The sequence below is a fragment of the Chryseobacterium sp. HNCC26DJ239 genome (genome assembly GCF_057180445.1).
On the sequence record NZ_JBXUGJ010000003.1, the window covers coordinates 125,128 to 144,695 of the forward strand.

Here is a 19,568-nt window from a genome sequence, read left to right on the forward strand (position 1 = left end):
TTGCGGAGCTTTTTAATCTACGGGCATCGTCCAATGGTAGGATACCGGTCTCCAACACCGTTGATCAGGGTTCGAATCCTTGTGCCCGTGCAAATATAAATTATGAGTTCATTTGTCGATTTTATAAAAGGTTCTTATAACGAATTCAGACATAAAGTTGAATGGCCAAAATGGTCAGATCTTCAATCTTCAACGATTGTAGTGACTATAGCTACTGTGATTCTTGCATTATTTACCTTTGGAGTTGATGAGCTTTTTTCTAAAGCAATAAGCAACATCATTGGAATGCTAATCGATATGTTCAACTAAAAAAGGATTTTCCCATAATGAGTGAATTGAAATGGTATGTGCTGAAAGCCATCAGCGGACAGGAAAATAAAGTGAAAAACTATATTGAGACAGAAATCAAACGTTTAGGGTTTGAGCAGTATGTTACTCAAGTGGTTATTCCTATGGAGAAAGTTATTCTTTTGAGAAACGGTAAGAAAGTTCCAAAAGAGAAGCCTTATTATCCTGGTTACCTTATGGTAGAAGCAGATTTAATGGGAGAGATTCCGCATATTATTAAAAACATTCCTGGGGTAATTTCTTTCTTAAGCTTAACTAAAGGAGGGGATCCTGTTCCGATGAGAAAATCTGAAGTGAACAGAATGCTTGGAAGAATGGATGAGCTTTCTGAATTTGCTACAGATCTTGAAATTCCTTACGTTGTTGGAGAAAACGTAAAAGTAATTGATGGTCCTTTCAATGGCTTTAACGGAACAGTAGAGAAAATTCTTGAAGATAAGAAGAAGATTGAAGTGTCAGTTCTTATTTTTGGTAGAAAAACTCCAATGGAACTTAGCTTCGTGCAAGTTGAAAAAGTTTAATATTATAACTTTAAAATATATAAACCACTCTTTTCAGAGTGGTTTTTTTGTGTCTTTATTACTAGCTGCGATTTTTTTTGATGTGTTATGGGATTGATTTTTATGATAAGGTAAATGATTTAAGTATTTGAAATACTGTGTTTAGAAGTTTTTGGTATACGAATTAATATGTTAAATAGTATGATTTGTATTTATTAAATATAGAAAAACATTAGATTTGCGTTTGTAAAATAGAAACTAAACTACTTGAATTAATATATTTTACGAATTCCTACAAAAACACAAATTGATGGTTATAAAAAGGATGCTTTCTTTTGGAGGTTTCTTGTGTATCGTTTCTTCGAATGCTCAGGTGGGCCTAAATCAAACAATTCTAAATTCAAATACTACGCTCCAGTCTGGCTCCACAGCCAAAGTTTGGAAACTTCCGATTATTTCTGGAACAAGTTCTACCGTTGTTACTAATCCTGTAAAGGGAATGTTGGCATATACCGATGATCGAGGTGGCCTGGTTGGATACCAAAAACTTTCAAATTCTGCTTATTATTGGTCTGAATTATATTTAACAGAGACTTCACTAATTCCAGCGACGGTTACTACAGGTCCTATTACATATGCACGCACGATGCCGGGTTTTAGTTATAGTACCAATTATGAAGTTTCAGGTCTTACCAGCACATTTAATGTTTCACAAGGTGGGCAAGAATTGGTAGCACAATTGGTGTTAGATAATGTCTTTTCCACATCATGTTTTCGTGGTTCTTTTACCATTCAATTAATTAAAAATTCTACTGGAACAGTTGTAGATAGTATCAATAGGCTTTTTAACTTCGGAGGTTCATCAGGGGTTAGTTCTAGTATGCCTTTTCAGCTTGTATTGAATACGGTTGCGTTGGATGCAGGAAGTTATACGGTAAAAGTTCTTCAAAATCCTGAAAGTGCGACTTTATGTACTGTTACTGGTACTTTTACAAATATGACGCTTTCTGTTACTCATTTTTAATAAAACATTGATGAAAAACCTTTTTGTAATTTCAGTGCTATTGTTGGGCTCTTCCGCTTACGCACAGATCGTTATTTCTGATCGATTAACTTCTACGTCAGACAAACTTGATTCGCAGATTGAACTATTTATTAATAGTGATTCACAAAATAAAGGAATTGTCTTGCCTTATGTTACCAACAGTACTTCTTTGTCTTCTACAAATATGAAAGATGGAATGATGGCTTATAGTGAGGAAAAAGAATGTTTTGTGTATTATAGAGATGGTTGGATTTCGGATTGTATTGTTGATAATAAGAGAGCATATTCTCAAAATGTAAGATATGATGAAACGGGAAGAACATCACTTGCTTCCGCAACGTACAGAAGTTTAACACCAATTTCAGGCAATAGTGTAGTGGTATTAACTAAAAAGTCTTTAGTAAGGATTGCAGTTTCTGCTTCACATCAATATATTCAAAGTGCAGGTACAGGTACACAATGTGCAAAGGCTACTCTTGGGCTGTTTCAAAACGGAGGAGCTACACCTGTAAAATCTACTTATCATCAGACGATTGCAACTGCGCAGGGAAACATATTTCCTGTTTCTTTTGTTTATGTAGCTGTATTAGATCCTGGTACTTACACTTTTACTTTACAAGAGGCTGCAGATGCCACTTGTAATTCCAATTTAACGAATTGGTTTTGGACTGCAGATATGAGTATTACGTACAAACAAGTTAACTAATCTTATGAGTTGTATTTTGATGAAAACTAATTATATAATTTTTGCAGTTTTATTCTTGGGTTTGGCTGCCAAATTACAGGCGCAAGTTGGAGTGAATACTACTTCACCTAATTCAAGTTCTGTGCTCCATATTGTAGGACAAGATAAACCTGTTATGCTTCCAAAAATAAGTGATCCTACATTACTGAACGGAAATACAAAGTTAAAAGCAGGACTTTTTTTTGATAACAGAACGGGACAAAAATGTTTGAAATATATTCAAGCAGATGGAACTAGTTCTGGTTGTATTTTAACAACGGCAGATGTTTCAACTTCAAATATTCAGACCCAGTCGTCTTCCACAGTTATAAATGTTTCGGCTACTACTTTTACCAATTTATTACCGGTCGTTACATTTACGGCAAGTACAGTTCCGAGAAGAATTTTTATTTCTGCAGATATAATGAGACAGGTTACTGTTGCTACAGTAGGGAATTGTGCTTCATTGTCGCTTCAGATTGTTTTAACCAATACTACAGACGGTACTTCAACGGTAGTTTCATCAGATACAGCGCAATTTGTTCCAAGAGTTGCGGGGATTACAGATATTTATCCTGTCAATTCAAAAATGGTATATACTACCTTACAAAAAAATAAAGTGTACACTATTTCTTACCAGTATAAAAAGAATTCTGGATGTGGAACGCCTACAACAGATCAAATTATTAGTTCAAATCTTACGGCGGCCGCTTATTAAAAAATCTCCAAAGACAATACTGCAAAGCATTCCGGTTATTCGGGATGCTTTATTGTTTTGAATATTTGTCTAATAATTAAATTATGATTCTATATTTCTCTTTTAGTTGTTTACTTTTGTAGTAAACTAACTAAACTATGAGGAAAGTATTCTTTTCTTTCGCTTTTTTGTGTACAAAATTCATCGTTGCGCAAAGTCTTATTCATCATACAACAAATTATTTTGGCCCAAACGCAAACCCTGTTCCAGATTTTACCGATGCAAGAATTGCAGAATCCACTCAATTGTCGATCTATGGCGATTATTATTTTGGGCATGGAGATAAAACGATTTCCAATCTTACAAAAATTGAAATTCCATTAATAAGTGAAAAAGTTTCTGTGAAAATTTGGAAAGTTCTTTTAGAAAACTATTCGGTAACTGATGAAGTGAAGAATAGAAGAGGAATGCAAAAAAATAAAGGTATAGCTACAGGAGACGTATACATACAAACGAGGATAAAATTGCTTTCCGAAAAAGAAAAATTGCCATGCATAATTCTTAATTCAACTTTAAAAACTGCATCAGGAAGTGATTTTAAAAATCGGCGTTTTTTTAATACAGCAGGATATTATTTCGATCTTGAAATGGGAAAATCTTTTATGTTTGAAAATTCATTCATTAAAGAACTTCGCGTGGTTTCAGATCTAGGTTTTTATTCTTGGGATATCCAAACCCCGAATCTTAATGTTCAGGATGATGCCGTAATGTATGGCTTTAAAGCTGTATTAAAACATAAAAATATAATTTGGGAAAATACATTTTCAGGATATACAGGTTGGATTAAACGTGCCGTAGATTATGGAGATAAACCAATGGTCTTTGCGAGTAAAATTGGTGTTGAAACCAAAAATAAAACGGTTTGGTTTCTACAATATCAGCATGGGATACGATATTTTCCGTTTGAACAGTTTAGAATTGGAGTTCAACTTCCTTTAAAAAAACTCACTCCGCATTTTATGTAAGCTTCTATTTACTATTATAAAAAGCCTTATTTTTATTTTTTTAACTGGTTAAGTATTTGCTAATTAAAAAATATTTTATACTTTTGCAGTCCGAAAAGTAGGTTTACTTAATGTGAGAATGGGTAACCTGCTGAATAATAATGCTTCCAAACTCATTAATTATTCAAAATTTAAAAAACAAAAAATGGCTAAAAAAGTCTTTAAAATGGTAAAACTTCAGGTGAAAGGTGGCGCTGCTAACCCTTCTCCACCAGTAGGTCCAGCTTTGGGTTCTGCAGGTGTGAACATCATGGAGTTTTGTAAGCAATTTAACGGAAGAACTCAGGACAAGCCAGGTCAAGTTTTACCTGTAGTAATTACAGTGTACGAAGACAAATCATTTGAATTCGTTATTAAAACTCCACCTGCAGCAATCCAATTAATGGATGCGGCTAAGATCAAAGGAGGTTCCGGAGAACCAAACAGAAACAAAGTAGGTTCTGTATCTTGGGATCAGGTGAAGAAAATCGCTGAGGATAAAATGGCTGACCTTAACTGCTTTACTATGGATTCTGCGGTTTCTATGGTAGCAGGTACTGCTAGATCTATGGGATTAAGAGTAACTGGAACTAAACCATCTTTTAACGCTTAAAACTACGAGAAATGGCAAAATTGACAAAAAAGCAAAAAGAAGTTGCAAGCAAAGTAGAAAAAGGAAGATTCTATAATCTTGAAGAAGGTTCTGCGCTTGTAAAAGAAGTAAACACTGCAAAGTTTGATGCTTCTGTAGATATCGCTGTAAGATTGGGTGTAGATCCAAGAAAAGCTAACCAAATGGTAAGAGGGGTTGTATCTCTTCCTCACGGTACTGGTAAAGATGTTAAAGTTTTGGCTTTAGTAACTCCAGATAAAGAAGCTGAAGCTAAAGCTGCAGGTGCAGACTATGTAGGTTTGGACGAATATTTACAGAAAATTAAAGAAGGTTGGACAGACGTAGACGTAATCGTTACGATGCCAGCTGTAATGGGTAAATTAGGACCATTAGGTAGAGTATTAGGACCAAGAGGTCTTATGCCAAACCCTAAATCAGGTACTGTAACTATGGAAATTGGTAAAGCAGTAGCTGAAGTGAAAGCTGGTAAAATTGACTTCAAAGTAGATAAATACGGTATTATCCACGCAGGTATTGGTAAAGTATCTTTCGATGCTGCTAAAATCAAGGAAAATGCTCAGGAATTGATCCAAACTTTGATCAAAATGAAACCAACTGCTGCTAAAGGTACTTATGTGAAGTCTATCTATTTGTCTTCTACAATGAGTCCTGGTATTGCAATCGATACAAAATCTGTTAACTAATAATATATCCTAAGACAATGACAAAAGACCAAAAAGTTGTAGCGATACAAGAGATCAAAGATTTGCTTCAGGATGCAAAAGTAGTTTACGTAGCAGATCTAGAAGGTTTGAACGCTGCAAAATCTTCTGATTTCAGAAGACAAGCTTTCAAGCAAAATATTAAAGTAAAAGTTGTAAAAAATACGCTTTTACAAAAAGCAATGGAACAAATTGAAGGAGTAGATTACTCTGAAATGTTCCAGTCTTTCAAAGGAAACTCTGCGATTATGGTTGCTGAAACAGCTAATGCTCCAGCAAAATTAATCCAAGGTTTTAGAAAGAAAGAAGAGAAGCCGGCTTTGAAGTCTGCTTATGTTCAAGAAACTTTCTATGTTGGTGACAACAACCTAGACATGTTGGCAAACATCAAGTCTAGAGAAGAAATGATCGGTGAAATCATCGGATTACTTCAGTCTCCAATCCAAAGAGTTGTTTCTGCTCTTCAAAACAAACCTGAAACAGTAGAGGCTAAAGCTGAAGAAGCTGCACCTGCTGTTGAAGAAGCTCCAGTTGCTGATGCTCCTGAAGCTGCTGCAGAAGGAGAAGCTCCAGCTGCTGAATAATTACACTCAAAAAATAATCAATAATCAACAAAAACATTACAACAATGTCAGATTTAAAAAATTTAGCTGAAACGCTAGTAAACTTAACAGTAAAAGACGTAAACGAATTAGCTGCTATCCTTAAGGATGAGTACGGAATTGAGCCAGCTGCTGCTGCAGTAGTAGTTGCTGCAGGTGGTGCAGGTGAAGCTGCTGAAGAAAAGACTGAATTCGATGTAATTCTTAAGTCTGCAGGTGCTTCTAAATTAGCTATCGTTAAATTGGTAAAAGATTTAACAGGTGCAGGTCTTAAAGAAGCTAAAGATATCGTAGACGGTGCTCCAGCTCCATTGAAGCAAGGTGTATCTAAAGACGAAGCTGAAGCTCTTAAGAAGCAACTTGAAGAAGCTGGTGCTGAAGTAGAATTGAAATAATTTTTCGAAATTCTAATATATAAACTCCCAAACTTAGTTTGGGAGTTTTTTTTGTTTTAAAACACAATCGCCATGCATTGCATAGCGATTTTTTCCTTGCCTCTTTGAACAGTTCATCGTTTTTCAGGATTTATGTTATTATGTTAAAATTTGGTTAATTTAATTGCATTGAAATTTATTTATCTTTGCAGCGAAAATACAAATGTTGAAAAAATTGGAAAGGAATCATTTATTTAAATGTTCTTTGCATTTCGATTATATACCGTTACCCTATACCATATTCTTTGGTAAGGTTTTCTTTGTTTTTTTATTATTTACTTTTCAGTTTTCTTATTCTCAGGTAGATACTACAGCAGTGGTAAGTGCTTCTACAGATTCTTCTATCAATAATGTAGTAATTACGAACGCATCGATGATGCATGTTACTGGCGATGCTTTTATTTTTGCGAATGGTAAAGTTATCTCTAAGCGTTCAAAAATAAAAGTTCCTAAAAACAAAAGCTCAGAAATTAAAAGCACAAAACTTATTACAAAACAGGAGAAAGCCAAAGAAGATTCACAAAAGAATTACGCTCAAAAATCAAAACCGATTCTTTGGAAATATCATTCTGGTGAAGATAGTTCTCGATTGTTTACTAGCAAATCTGTTATTGTAAAATGTGCACTGTATCCCAATCATGACTTGCTTTCAGCTGTTAAATTAACGGCTATTTCATTTCTGTAAGAAAAAACTTAGAACTTCTCTATCAACAAAGAAATTATTTCTATACAACCAATTTAGGGATCCTCAATTTCTCCGAGGTCTTTTCCGTGAGACCGCCCCCGTCTTTTTCTTAAAATATTTGAACTTTTTTATGAGGATTTGATTTCTTTTTTTGAAATCTTTTTTAGCTAATCAATTACTTCTGGTTTGTTTTCTAAATGTGTTACGGTTTGGTAAATTATATTTAGAAGAATAGTTATTGGCAAATTTTCCTCGTTTACTTGCTGTTAAGTAATAGTAAGTTTTCTACAAATGAAAAATAATACACAAAACATGAACGAAAAAATAAAAATAGTATTTCTTTTTTTATTTTTCTTAAGTGGTAAATTTTTATCACAAATTACAACCTTTTCGATGGCGGTTACTACGGTAACACAAAGTTGTGAGGCTAATGGAAAAATAAATTTTAATATCAGTGGAACTCAATCTGGAGCAAGTTTCGACTTTGCCATTTACAGATCTACTGATTTGGTAAATCCTATTAGAGTAACCACCGGGATTGCTGCTACCGGAGCAACCTTAGCGCATACAGAATCTACATTACAAGATGGAACTTACTTTGTAAAGGCTACGCAAAATTTTGGAGCTCAAAGTAATCAACAAACACAAAACAATGTTGTAATTACAGATACGACTACGCCTGTTGCTTTTACACTGTCACAGACAACACTTTGTACAAATTATAATTTAACTGCTACGGTTACTTCTGGTACTGCAGTAAGTTTTACCTTGTACGATACAGCCAATAATATCGTGCGACCAGCTCAAGCTTCTAACACTTTTACTAACGTTCCTGCGGGTAATTATGTAGTAGTGGCTAAAAATGCATGTGGCGACAGCTTTCCTTTAGGATATACAGTTGTGACAGACCCTTCTGTTTATTCTGTCATTCGAACTAATTATGGTACTCAAGGGTTTAATGAAATGTACAACTGTAATTTTATTGAACACTATGATAAAATAGAGTATAATGGATATATAAATATACCAGTGTCTAAATTTCCGATGACGGTTGTTATTACAATTCAAAACCCGATAACAGGAGTACCAACAGTAATTAACCAAACTTGGACTAGTGCAGCAGATAATGGAACACAGCAAGTATTAATTCCTTATTATGAAGGTTATACTTACAACTATAATGTAAAAATTTATGATGCTTGTTCATCAACCACTCCAGTAGTTAACAAAGATGATACAGTCAATGCAAGTTTTTACTACTACGTTGGAGTGGCGGATGCAACTTGTGGTAGCAAGTTTTTTAGTATTACTGATTTTTTAAGAGAGTATGGCAATGTTAATGTAACATTCACAAGTTATCCTGCTGGATTTGATCCTGCAACTTATAATAGTAATTTTACCGCAGGAACTTATACTCATACCTTTACAGGACCAATCGATACAGCAATTCCGTTTGGAGGTGTTACGCAAGCAGTACCTCCTGGTAACTATTCGGTGCTTATAGAATCTTGTGGACGTACTTTGTCCAGAAATTTCACTATAACGAATAATTTTTCAGATGTACTTTCAGAAGTCGGCGCTTTTTCTGCATGTGAAGATGGAATGGGAACCGCAGCATTTTATATCAGAACGGTATTAAATGGAAACCAAGTAGATAATTTAGCTTCAATGCAGATTATTTCGGCTCCTGCAGCGTTTGTATCACAATATGGCGCATTACCATACAATGTAAGTGCTAATATTGCTTCTGATGGACGCTTTTATATGAACTCCTTACCATTGGGAACTTACACATTTAGAGGAACAGGAGCAAACTGTGGAGTACCATTAGATAAAACAATAACACTACAAGAAAATCGTGTTTATACAAGTAACCTCTCATTAAACTGTGGAAGCTTTAATTTTTCAGTCTCTCTTTCTTCATATTTAGGAAATGAAAGCCTTTATCTACAGAAGTATTTTCCTGCATCTGGAAAATGGGGGAGACCGTCAGATGGTGCTTTACAAAATGCAGGAGATATTATAAACTACACGAATGCATTAGATCTTGGAGGTGAATGGGGTAATCCAGGGTATAGAACCATTTCAGCTGCATTATCTAATATTGTTAATTCTGGAAACTTTAGAGTAGTTGTAAGGTCTGGTCTTTATGGTAATGGGGTGCCTAATAATGGAAATCCAACAAATATAAATTCTGGCTTTACCTATTGTGAAAGAGTTTTAGAAACTTTTTATGTACCGTCTAATGGAATGATTTTAAAAGATTATTTCGTTATTCCTTGTGCTTCTGGGAAATTAGAACTCGTGATGAATGTGATTGGTGCTGCTACACTTACGTATAAAATTATTTCGTATAATGGTAGTGCATTATTAATAGATAACGGTACAAGTCATATATTTTCACAATTGTCACCAGGTTTGTACGAAGTACAGGTTACTGATGGGTGTAATGCAACAAGAGTGTTTAAGATTTTTGTTAATGCACCTAAACTACCAGTAATTCGTCCTGAAAATCTTTGTAATGGACAGGTTGGGAAATTGTCTATCGATGGATTGTCGAATGCGACAATTGAATGGAGAAAACAAGGAAATACAACAATTTTGGCTACGGGTAATACACTTACTTTTAATACATTTAATTCTGCTACCCATCCAGGAACATATACTGCAACTATAACTTATTCTACGATTCCGGGTGCATGTATTAATACTACATTATTAAATTATGTGATTCCTAATACGGCAAGTATACCGGAAGCGGGAACAGGTCAAACAGTTAATATTGCATCACAGAACAACACAACTATTCTCAATTTATTTAATTATATAACAGGACCATATGACAATTATGGAACATGGACCGATTTATCAAATACCGGTAAGCTTGTTGGAAGTTTATTAACTTCAAGTGAATTGGCGGCAGGTACTTATCAATTCCAGTATTCAGTGAATGGAACTTGTTCCGGTACAGATACAACAGTTGTAACGGTTAAGATTTTAGCAGCTACCCCGTTTACTTGTGATGGGAAACTTTATGCTGTAAGCGGATCACCTTCGGGATTGTATACTTTAGGAACCTCTTCTAACCCTCTAACATTATCTCCTATCATTGGAAATGCTGGACCAGCAGATATTAACGGTATTGGCTTTAATACAAATGACGGTTATATTTATGGTATTAATGGTGGAGCAGGTGGTGCGATAAAATACTTGTATAAAATAGATGCTAATGGTGTGTATTATAATCTTGGAGAGCTTCCAGCCTTACTGACAAGTGGAGTAATTGTAACAGGTGATTTTGCAAGTGATGGCTTCTTTTATGTAAAACAAGGGAACTCAAATAAGTTATTTAAGATTGATGTTAATACATTGGCTGTTACAGAGATAACAATGAGTGCCACTATTAATGTTCCGGATCATGCATTTTATGGAGGTAATTTTTACGCTTTTGATGTAACTTCCAAAAAAATTAGTGTCTTACACAACTGCAGGAGTTGTAACTTATATAGGTGCTGCACAGGCTACGGCACCAGTGTATGGATCAATGTATGCTGATAGCAATGGTAATATTTTTGGAAATGTAGCTATTCCGGCTAATGGAGATTTTGTACATTTCAACACCACGACAGGTGTCGCAACGGTAATTTCAGAAACAGTATCAACATTCGGGATTGATGGAGCGCATTGTTTAACTCAGCCTATTCCATTTACAACAGATTTAAGTATTACTAAAGATGATGGTAAAACCTTATATACAGCAGGAACAACTAATACTTATACCATAAAAGTGACCAATAATGGTATTTTTGGAACGCCACTTGTTAACTTTAAAGATACATTACCAGCAGGAATTACAGCTGCAAATATTGTATCAATTGTAACTGCAAATGGTGCGAAAACATCCTTAACAGCAGGAGCAGTAACGGGTGCCGAAATTAATGATGTTATTTCTTTCGGTCCATCAACAGATAGTAATAATGATGGGATTCTAGATGTTATTTCGTCAATTACTTATACTATTTCTATAGATGTACCAAGTAATTATACTGGCGATTTTACCAACACAGCTGCGGTTACAATTCCAACAGGATCTTTCAGCGATACAGATACATCCAATAATACAGCTGTTGATACAGATGTTCATCCTTGCGCGATAACAGCTTCAAATCCTGATTCTGATGGAGATGGTATTTCTAATGCATGTGATTTGGATGATGATAACGATGGTATTTTAGATTGTAACGAAAGTTATACTGGAGCGATCGATTTTACAAGCAATGTACTTCCAACAACAGCAACAACTTTATATCCTAACAGTTTTATAAAGTATACTGCATCTTTAGGAGGAGGAAGCAGCACTGTATCTACATTCCCAAAACAAGACGCAACAGCAGCTACAACAGGTCAACTTTTGATGCAGGTAACTGCTGGGCTTAACCATTATGTTAATTATAATATGGTTATGACGAGTCCAGTTTATTTGGAAATAACTTATCCAACTGCTTGGACGGGAGGTTTTTACTTTACAAGTAATGAAACAGAGACGTTTTCTGTGCCAACTGGAAATACAATTACCTTAAATGATCCCAACCAACAGCTTCAGATTTTTAACGGAGGTTGGCAGACCATTTCTGGACCTTATACAGCCAATTCTATTACTTTTAGAATGAATCCAGGATATCCATTTGCTACATCTACTAATATAGCTCCAGGAGAAGGAACATTTAAGTTTACAACGACTACAAATGGATTTACTTGGACGCAAACTAATCTAAATGGAAGTGACAATAACGGAAATAGATTTCAATTTACTACAACTTGTTCTGATATTGATACAGACGGAGACGGAACCCCAGATCGTTTAGATCTAGATAGCGATGGTGACGGATGTTATGATGCTATCGAAGGTGCCGACAATGTAACCACTGCAATGGTAGGTACAAATGGTAGAATTGTTACCGATGCAGCAGGAACAGTAAATGTTGGTGGTATTGCAACGGTTGACGCACAAGGGGTACCTGTAGTCGTTAACTCAGGAGGTGCTGCAGAAACTGGAACAGTAGAACAAGGCCAGCCAGTCGGTACTTCCGCCAACAGATTAGCGGTAGAATGTGCTACAGCTTTTGCATGTGGAAATACTTTTTACCTAAGCCAGAGTCCAGATGTTTCTACTGCTACGACTTTGTATACGATTAATACAGTAACCAATCCTTTAACGTTCTTGGCGGTTGGAGACAACAGTCATGGTTATGTTTATAACGCATTAGGTTTTAATCCATCGGATAGTTTTATATATGCTTTGCGTTATGATGCTGCATTTGGAAATACGAGAAATAATGAATTGTTAAAAATCAGTTCCGATGGAAAAGTTTATAATTTAGGTGCAATCCCAAGTTTATCGGGTTCAGTAACGTATGATGCTGGAGCTTTTGATAGTGCTGGAAATTATTACATAAGACCTACGAACTCATCGTTAATGTACAAAATAGATGTATCCACGCGAACTTTGGTAAGCACGATAAATTTGGTGAATGCTTCAAATGCAGCAGTTACTGTAAATACAGGTGATTTAGCTTATAATACCTCAGACAGTATGTTCTACGGAGTAGATTCGATTACAAGTAAATTAGTGAAAATCAACCCAAGTACAGGTTTGGTAACGTACGGAACAGGTACTGCCAATAGCAGTCAATATGGAGCGATGTGGGGATCTGGATCGGGACACATTTATGGTTCAGCGAATGATGGGTCAGAATTTGCACAATTTAATGTAACATCAGGTACTTCCACAAAAATTTCAAACGTTCCAGCCACGACTTTAAGTGATGGAGCAACTTGTGTTGGAGTTACTGCAGTTTTAGCATTAGCAACCGATTTAGAAATCAGTAAAACAGATGGTGTATCGAACTACGTTCCAGGCGCCAATACAACGTATACGATTGTGGTAACCAATAATGGACCTTTCGGAGTTGTAGATGCCAATGTAGTAGATGCTTTACCGTCTGGAATCACCACGATGAGCTATTATGCCGTTGCATCTTCAGGATCAACAACAAATGTAACGGGAACTTCCGCTTCACCACAGACAGGAGCGCTAAACGATTTAGTTTCGCTACCGGTTGGAGGAAGCGTAACGTATACCGTAACGGTAGCAGTTCCGTCTAACTATACAGGAAACTTGGTGAATATCGCAACGGTAACCGCACCAAGTACGGCAACTGAAAACTTAACATCCAACAACAGTGCGACGGATACCGATGCAGGAGTTTGTTACAATGATGCAAGTGTGGTTGCGGCAACAGGAGTTACGAACCATGGAATCACTTTATTGCAAAGAGCCGGAGCGAACAATGGCAACTGGCCAATGAACAGAAGCTCTGCGCACACTGTTTTGGAATCTAACACGAAAGGATTTGTGATTACGAGAATGACGAGCGATCCAGCGTTGACCGCCTCCGCGAATCATTTAAATAAAATTACCGATCCTGTTGATGGGATGATGGTGTACGATTTATACAGTAAATGTTTAAAAATCTATTCGGATGGAGTTTGGAGTTGCTTCTCAACCCCTGCTTGTCCGTAAATTTATGATTAAAGTAAAGGGAAGTGTTTCAAAGAAAAGTTTAGATTTAATAAGAACTTTACGCAGAAAATCGCTTCCCCTTGCTTTTAAATTAAATCAAAAAAAATAAAGAAATGAAGAAAATCATATTAATAGCTTTTGCGCTTGTATCGGGCAATTTTTTTTCTCAGGTTATCATTGGCGATGCAGTAGGAACTGCTTCCACTAAAACCTCCGTTTTGCTTGAATTTGCGGCACAGGCATCAGGTTCCAATACCGGTAAAGGACTTATTTTGCCATACGTACGAACGCTTCCCACGGCTGCACCGACGATGGTTGAAGGCACGATTGTTTTGGATGCAAGTACGCCAACAGCAGCGAGAATAAAATACTACAACGGAAACACAACATCCGGAACGAATGGTTGGGTGGATTTGAGTGGTCAAGATGCCGATGTTTCAGCTGTATTGGCAACACAGCCGACGATAGCACAGGCGCCGGAATCTTCCGGTTCCAAAGCGATTATCGGTTCGGATACCAGTGCAGCAGATGGTGTTTTGGTTTTAGAAAGTACAACGAAAGCCATGGTTTTACCAACCGTTTCTGATGTAAAAGAAATCCCGAGTCCAAGTCCGGGAATGATGGTTTACATCAACAAAACGGGCTCCAAACGCTTAGCGGTTTACAACGGAAGCAAATGGAGCTTCTGGAAGCCGTAGAGGCGTAAACTCCTATTTTAAAGCAAAAAAAAGACTGTCTCAAAATGAGGCAGTCTTTTTTTTATTTTCAATATTATTTTACAAATTGTAATTCGCAATAACGTGCTGTAATAAAAAGTACACAAATTTTTGTTGTACTTCGCTGCGGTTAATCAATTTGTTTTTGTATTCGTAAGACCTAAACTCTCTTACTAAACTTTGATAGGTTTCAAAATCATCATTTTTAAGTTTCACTCTACCATTTCCATCTTTCTTTTGGATAAGTTGGTCGTCTAAAGTTCGCACCTTAAATTTTACTTCAAGTAATTTAGAAGCGCCTTTAATTTTTTTTCCGTGCCTTTCAATAATGTTAATCTTGAAACTATCAAATAAGATGTTATGAAAAACAATATTTGGATCTGTGGATGGTGTGTTTAGTTCCAGTCTGTACTGCATTGATATAATTTTGTTGAAGTAAAAAATATTACAAATTTAAGGTAAAATAGCTTATTTGCTCAATTCTCTAGATCTAATTTTTGATTTTTAAAATTCCCTAATTTTCAATTGGCTAATATACTTCTAAATCTTTTGTTAAAGAAACTTTCTTGAATGCTTTTGTAAATAAAGTTTAAATAAATTTTAAAAACTTTGTAATTAACTGTTTTTTAATAGTTTATTTCGTTTTGTAAATAGGTTTTTTTTTGAGGTTACAATAAATTGTTGTATATTTGCAGTCTCTTTTGGCGCAAAAAATTGATTGTAATTCTATAAAATACTAAAAATCAGCTCTTTCAAGGATTTTGAAAGAGAGTTTTCTGTTTTATAAATAGGCAGCATTTCAGCTTCAAAAGTAATTAAAAATATTTTGCATTACGCTGTGAAAAGATATACCAGCGTTGCAGTTAGAATGATTAAGAATGAGTGTAAGAGATTGAGGTTCTTATGTTAGCGCCAAAAAAACACTTTTACCTTTTTTACTTTTCCTCTGTGTCTTTAATCTTCTGATATTTTTTATAAAACAAAATATTTTTTAACCCCCTTTCTTAAAGTTTTATGAGTAAAACAACAGCATCAACTCAGGAAAAGAGAATTAATTTCTCATCAGCGAAAGGAAAAATCGTAACTCCAGACTTTTTGGATATCCAAATTGAGTCGTTTACAGAGTTTTTCCAGCTTGATACTCTTCCTGAAGACAGAAAGAATGAAGGTCTTTACAAGACTTTTCAGGAAAATTTCCCAATCACAGATTCTAGAAATCAGTTTGTTCTTGAATTTTTAGATTATCTGGTAGATTCACCACGTTACTCAATCGATGAGTGTGTGGAAAGAGGTCTTACGTATTCGGTTCCGTTAAAAGCAAGACTTAAATTGTATTGTACAGATCCGGAGCACGAAGATTTCCAAACTGTAGTTCAGGATGTGTATTTAGGGCCAGTTCCTTACATGACTCCTTCTGGATCATTCATTATCAATGGAGCAGAGCGTGTTATCGTAACTCAGTTACACAGATCTCCGGGGGTATTCTTCGGGCAGACTTACCACGCAAACGGTACTAAGCTTTATTATTCAAGAATTATTCCTTTCAAAGGATCTTGGATGGAATTTACAACAGATATCAACAGCGTAATGTACGCGTATATCGACCGTAAGAAAAAATTACCTTTAACTACATTGTTAAGAGCGATTGGTTATGAATCTGATAAAGATATTCTTCAGATTTTCGACCTTGCTGAAGAAGTGAAAGTTTCTAAAGCTGCCCTTAAAAAAGTAGAAGGAAGAACATTGGCTGCGAGAGTATTGAACACTTGGTTCGAAGATTTCGTAGATGAAGATACTGGTGAAGTTGTTTCTATCGAAAGAAACGAAATCATCTTAGATAGAGAAACTATCCTAGAGAAAGAGCATTTAGATCTTATCTTGGAAGCTGGTGTGAAATCTATTTTGATTCACAAAGAAAATTCTAACGAATTCTCTATCATCCAAAATACATTACAAAAAGACCCTACAAACTCTGAAAAAGAGGCTGTAGAATATATCTATCGTCAGTTAAGAAACGCAGATCCGCCAGATGAGGAAACGGCAAGAGGAATTATCGAAAAACTATTCTTCTCTGAACAACGTTACTCTTTAGGAGAAGTAGGTCGTTATAGATTGAACAAAAAATTAGGTCTAAACATCCCTACTACAACTGAAGTTCTTACAAAAGAAGATATCATTGCGATCGTAAGACACTTGATCGAATTGGTAAACTCTAAAGCTGAGGTAGATGATATCGATCACTTATCAAACAGAAGAATTAAAACTGTTGGTGAGCAATTAGCAGGACAATTTGGTGTAGGTCTTTCAAGAATTGCAAGAACAATTAAAGAAAGAATGAACGTTAGAGATAACGAAATCTTTACACCGCTTGATTTGGTTAATGCTAAAACATTAACATCGGTAATCAACTCATTCTTCGGAACGAACCAGCTTTCTCAGTTCATGGACCAAACCAACCCATTGTCTGAGATTACGCACAAAAGAAGATTATCTGCACTAGGACCTGGTGGTTTATCTAGAGAAAGAGCAGGTTTCGAGGTTCGAGACGTTCACCATACTCACTACGGAAGAATTTGTCCGATTGAAACTCCGGAAGGACCAAACATCGGTTTGATTTCATCTTTAGGAATTTATGCAAAAATCAACAGACTTGGTTTCATCGAAACTCCGTACAGAAAAGTAGAAAATGGTAAAATTGAGCTTACTGCTGAACCTATCTACTTAAATGCAGAAGATGAAGAATCTAAAGTAATTGCTCAGGCAAACGTTGAATTGAGCGATAACGGTGAATTTGAAACTGATAGAATTATTGCAAGATTGGATGGAGATTACCCAGTGGTAGAACCATCTCAAGTAGACCTTATCGACGTTGCACCAAACCAGATTTCTGGTATTTCAGCTTCATTAATTCCTTTCTTGGAGCATGATGATGCGAACCGTGCATTGATGGGATCTAACATGATGCGTCAAGCAGTTCCTCTATTGAAGCCACAAGCTCCAATTGTAGGTACAGGGCTTGAGCAGCAAGTTGCAAGAGATTCAAGAATTTTGATCAACGCAGAAGGTACTGGTCTTGTAGAGTACGTAGATGCAGACAAAATTGTAATTAAATATGAAAGAAGCGAAGACGAAGATTTGGTACAATTCGAGTCTGCTACTAAAACATATAACCTTACTAAATTTAGAAAAACCAACCAAAGTACTACTATTACTTTGAGACCAAACGTAAGAGTTGGAGATACAGTACAAAAAGGTCAGGTTCTTTGCGACGGTTACGCAACCGAAGACGGAGAATTGGCTTTAGGTAGAAACTTGGTAGTTGCCTTCATGCCTTGGAAAGGGTACAACTTCGAGGATGCAATTGTAATCAACGAAAAAGTTGTGCGTGAAGACTGGTTTACTTCAATTCACGTAGATGAATATTCATTAGAAGTACGTGATACTAAATTAGGTATGGAAGAATTAACTTCTGATATTCCTAACGTTTCTGAAGAAGCTACTAAAGATTTGGATGAAAACGGTATGATTAGAATCGGTGCTGAAGTGAAGCCTGGTGATATCATGATTGGTAAAATCACTCCAAAAGGTGAATCTGACCCAACTCCGGAAGAAAAACTTCTTAGAGCAATCTTTGGAGATAAAGCAGGAGATGTAAAAGATGCATCATTGAAAGCTGACTCTTCTTTAAGAGGGGTAGTGATCAACAAAAAACTATTCTCAAGAAATATTAAAGATAAAAAGAAGAGAACTGAAGAAAAACTGAAGCTTGAAGAGATTGAAAATACCTACAGAGCGAAGTTTGATGATCTTAGAAATACTTTAATCGAGAAACTAAATACACTTGTAAGTGGTAAAACTTCTCAGGGAGTTCAAAACGACCTTGAAGAAGAAGTAATCAGCAAAGGAACTAAATTCACGTTGAAACTTCTTCAATCAGTAGAAGATTACGTAAACATTAGTGGTTCTGATTGGACTGTAGATCACGATAAAAATGAATTAATTAAACAATTGATTCACAATTATAAGATCAAGTTCAACGATATCCAAGGAGTTAAGAACCGTGAGAAATTCGCAATTTCAATCGGAGACGAATTACCAGCAGGTATTATGAAGTTGGCTAAAGTTTATATCGCTAAAAAACGTAAGTTGAACGTTGGGGATAAAATGGCAGGTCGTCACGGTAACAAAGGTATCGTTTCGAGAATCGTTCGTCAAGAAGATATGCCATTCCTAGAAGACGGAACACCAGTAGATATCGTATTGAATCCACTTGGGGTACCTTCTCGTATGAACATCGGTCAGATCTACGAAACCGTATTAGGTTGGGCAGGTCAGAAGTTGGGAATGAAGTTCGCAACACCAATCTTCGACGGTGCAAGCTTAGATCAGATTACTGAATACACAGAGAAAGCAGGTCTTCCTAAATTCGGTCACACATATCTATATGATGGTGGTACAGGAGAAAGATTTACGCAGGCTGCAACTGTAGGTATCATTTACATGTTGAAACTAGGTCACATGGTTGATGATAAGATGCACGCTCGTTCTATTGGTCCTTACTCATTGATTACTCAGCAGCCGTTAGGAGGTAAAGCTCAGTTTGGAGGTCAGAGATTCGGAGAGATGGAGGTTTGGGCTCTTGAAGCATTCGGAGCATCGAATATCCTTAGAGAAATCTTGACTGTGAAGTCGGATGACGTGATTGGTAGAGCAAAAACTTATGAAGCAATTGCTAAAGGTGAAGCAATGCCTGAACCAGGTATTCCGGAATCTTTCAACGTATTACTTCACGAGTTACAAGGTCTTGGATTAGACGTAAGACTAGAGGAATAATTTTAAATTTTAAATTATAAATG

The 19,568-nt window shown here is 36.0% G+C and carries 16 protein-coding genes and 1 tRNA gene; 16 read left to right on the plus strand and 1 reads right to left on the minus strand.

Going from position 1 to position 19,568, the window contains the following annotated elements:
- Nucleotides 1–19: 19 nt before the first annotated feature.
- From AC2A1D_RS07280 to AC2A1D_RS07350, 15 genes are all read left to right on the plus strand, one after another.
- Nucleotides 20–90: transfer RNA gene (locus AC2A1D_RS07280), tRNA-Trp, on the plus strand.
- Between the two features lie 12 nt (nucleotides 91–102).
- On the plus strand, nucleotides 103–309 hold the full coding sequence (secE, locus tag AC2A1D_RS07285; protein WP_484042970.1) for a preprotein translocase subunit SecE: 207 nt from the start codon (nucleotides 103–105) through the stop codon (nucleotides 307–309).
- A 17-nt stretch (nucleotides 310–326) separates the two neighbouring features.
- The gene (gene nusG / locus AC2A1D_RS07290) at nucleotides 327–869 is read left to right on the plus strand and encodes a transcription termination/antitermination protein NusG (RefSeq protein ID WP_484042971.1); all 543 of its coding nucleotides are present in this window, start codon (nucleotides 327–329) and stop codon (nucleotides 867–869) included.
- Between the two features lie 289 nt (nucleotides 870–1,158).
- Nucleotides 1,159–1,872, plus strand: a complete 714-nt coding sequence (locus tag AC2A1D_RS07295; RefSeq protein ID WP_484042972.1) for a hypothetical protein — start codon at nucleotides 1,159–1,161, stop codon at nucleotides 1,870–1,872.
- 10 nt (nucleotides 1,873–1,882) lie between these two features.
- Nucleotides 1,883–2,599: a hypothetical protein gene (locus AC2A1D_RS07300; RefSeq protein WP_484042973.1), complete on the plus strand. Its 717-nt coding sequence runs from the start codon at nucleotides 1,883–1,885 to the stop codon at nucleotides 2,597–2,599.
- 19 nt (nucleotides 2,600–2,618) lie between these two features.
- Nucleotides 2,619–3,335 carry a hypothetical protein gene (locus AC2A1D_RS07305; RefSeq protein ID WP_484042974.1) on the plus strand — a complete coding sequence of 239 codons (717 nt, stop codon included), beginning with the start codon at nucleotides 2,619–2,621 and terminating at the stop codon, nucleotides 3,333–3,335.
- A gap of 137 nt (nucleotides 3,336–3,472) precedes the next feature.
- Nucleotides 3,473–4,339, plus strand: coding sequence for a hypothetical protein (locus tag AC2A1D_RS07310; protein ID WP_484042975.1), 867 nt, complete (start codon nucleotides 3,473–3,475; stop codon nucleotides 4,337–4,339).
- Between the two features lie 184 nt (nucleotides 4,340–4,523).
- Nucleotides 4,524–4,970, plus strand: a complete 447-nt coding sequence (gene rplK / locus AC2A1D_RS07315) for a 50S ribosomal protein L11 (RefSeq protein WP_484042976.1) — start codon at nucleotides 4,524–4,526, stop codon at nucleotides 4,968–4,970.
- Between the two features lie 11 nt (nucleotides 4,971–4,981).
- The gene (rplA, locus tag AC2A1D_RS07320) at nucleotides 4,982–5,674 is read left to right on the plus strand and encodes a 50S ribosomal protein L1 (RefSeq protein WP_312078928.1); all 693 of its coding nucleotides are present in this window, start codon (nucleotides 4,982–4,984) and stop codon (nucleotides 5,672–5,674) included.
- Between the two features lie 17 nt (nucleotides 5,675–5,691).
- Nucleotides 5,692–6,276: a 50S ribosomal protein L10 gene (gene rplJ / locus AC2A1D_RS07325; RefSeq protein WP_484042978.1), complete on the plus strand. Its 585-nt coding sequence runs from the start codon at nucleotides 5,692–5,694 to the stop codon at nucleotides 6,274–6,276.
- Nucleotides 6,277–6,320: 44 nt separating this feature from the next.
- The gene (gene rplL / locus AC2A1D_RS07330; protein ID WP_076390710.1) at nucleotides 6,321–6,689 is read left to right on the plus strand and encodes a 50S ribosomal protein L7/L12; all 369 of its coding nucleotides are present in this window, start codon (nucleotides 6,321–6,323) and stop codon (nucleotides 6,687–6,689) included.
- Between the two features lie 202 nt (nucleotides 6,690–6,891).
- A complete protein-coding gene (locus AC2A1D_RS07335; RefSeq protein WP_484042979.1) occupies nucleotides 6,892–7,413 on the plus strand; it encodes a hypothetical protein in 522 nt (173 codons plus the stop codon).
- A gap of 291 nt (nucleotides 7,414–7,704) precedes the next feature.
- Nucleotides 7,705–10,968, plus strand: coding sequence for a DUF6923 family protein (locus AC2A1D_RS07340; RefSeq protein ID WP_484042980.1), 3,264 nt, complete (start codon nucleotides 7,705–7,707; stop codon nucleotides 10,966–10,968).
- On the plus strand, nucleotides 10,886–13,996 hold the full coding sequence (locus tag AC2A1D_RS07345; RefSeq protein WP_484042981.1) for a DUF6923 family protein: 3,111 nt from the start codon (nucleotides 10,886–10,888) through the stop codon (nucleotides 13,994–13,996). Before AC2A1D_RS07340 ends, AC2A1D_RS07345 begins: the two co-directional genes overlap by 83 nt.
- A 113-nt stretch (nucleotides 13,997–14,109) precedes the next feature.
- On the plus strand, nucleotides 14,110–14,694 hold the full coding sequence (locus tag AC2A1D_RS07350) for a hypothetical protein (RefSeq protein WP_484042982.1): 585 nt from the start codon (nucleotides 14,110–14,112) through the stop codon (nucleotides 14,692–14,694).
- Between the two features lie 78 nt (nucleotides 14,695–14,772).
- On the opposite strand, the gene AC2A1D_RS07355 is transcribed toward AC2A1D_RS07350, so the two are convergent.
- The gene (locus AC2A1D_RS07355) at nucleotides 14,773–15,129 is read right to left on the minus strand and encodes a prevent-host-death protein (RefSeq protein ID WP_484042983.1); all 357 of its coding nucleotides are present in this window, start codon (nucleotides 15,127–15,129) and stop codon (nucleotides 14,773–14,775) included.
- Nucleotides 15,130–15,726: 597 nt separating this feature from the next.
- Here AC2A1D_RS07355 and rpoB point away from each other — a divergent pair.
- The gene (rpoB, locus tag AC2A1D_RS07360) at nucleotides 15,727–19,545 is read left to right on the plus strand and encodes a DNA-directed RNA polymerase subunit beta (RefSeq protein ID WP_484042984.1); all 3,819 of its coding nucleotides are present in this window, start codon (nucleotides 15,727–15,729) and stop codon (nucleotides 19,543–19,545) included.
- Nucleotides 19,546–19,568 lie beyond the last annotated feature (23 nt).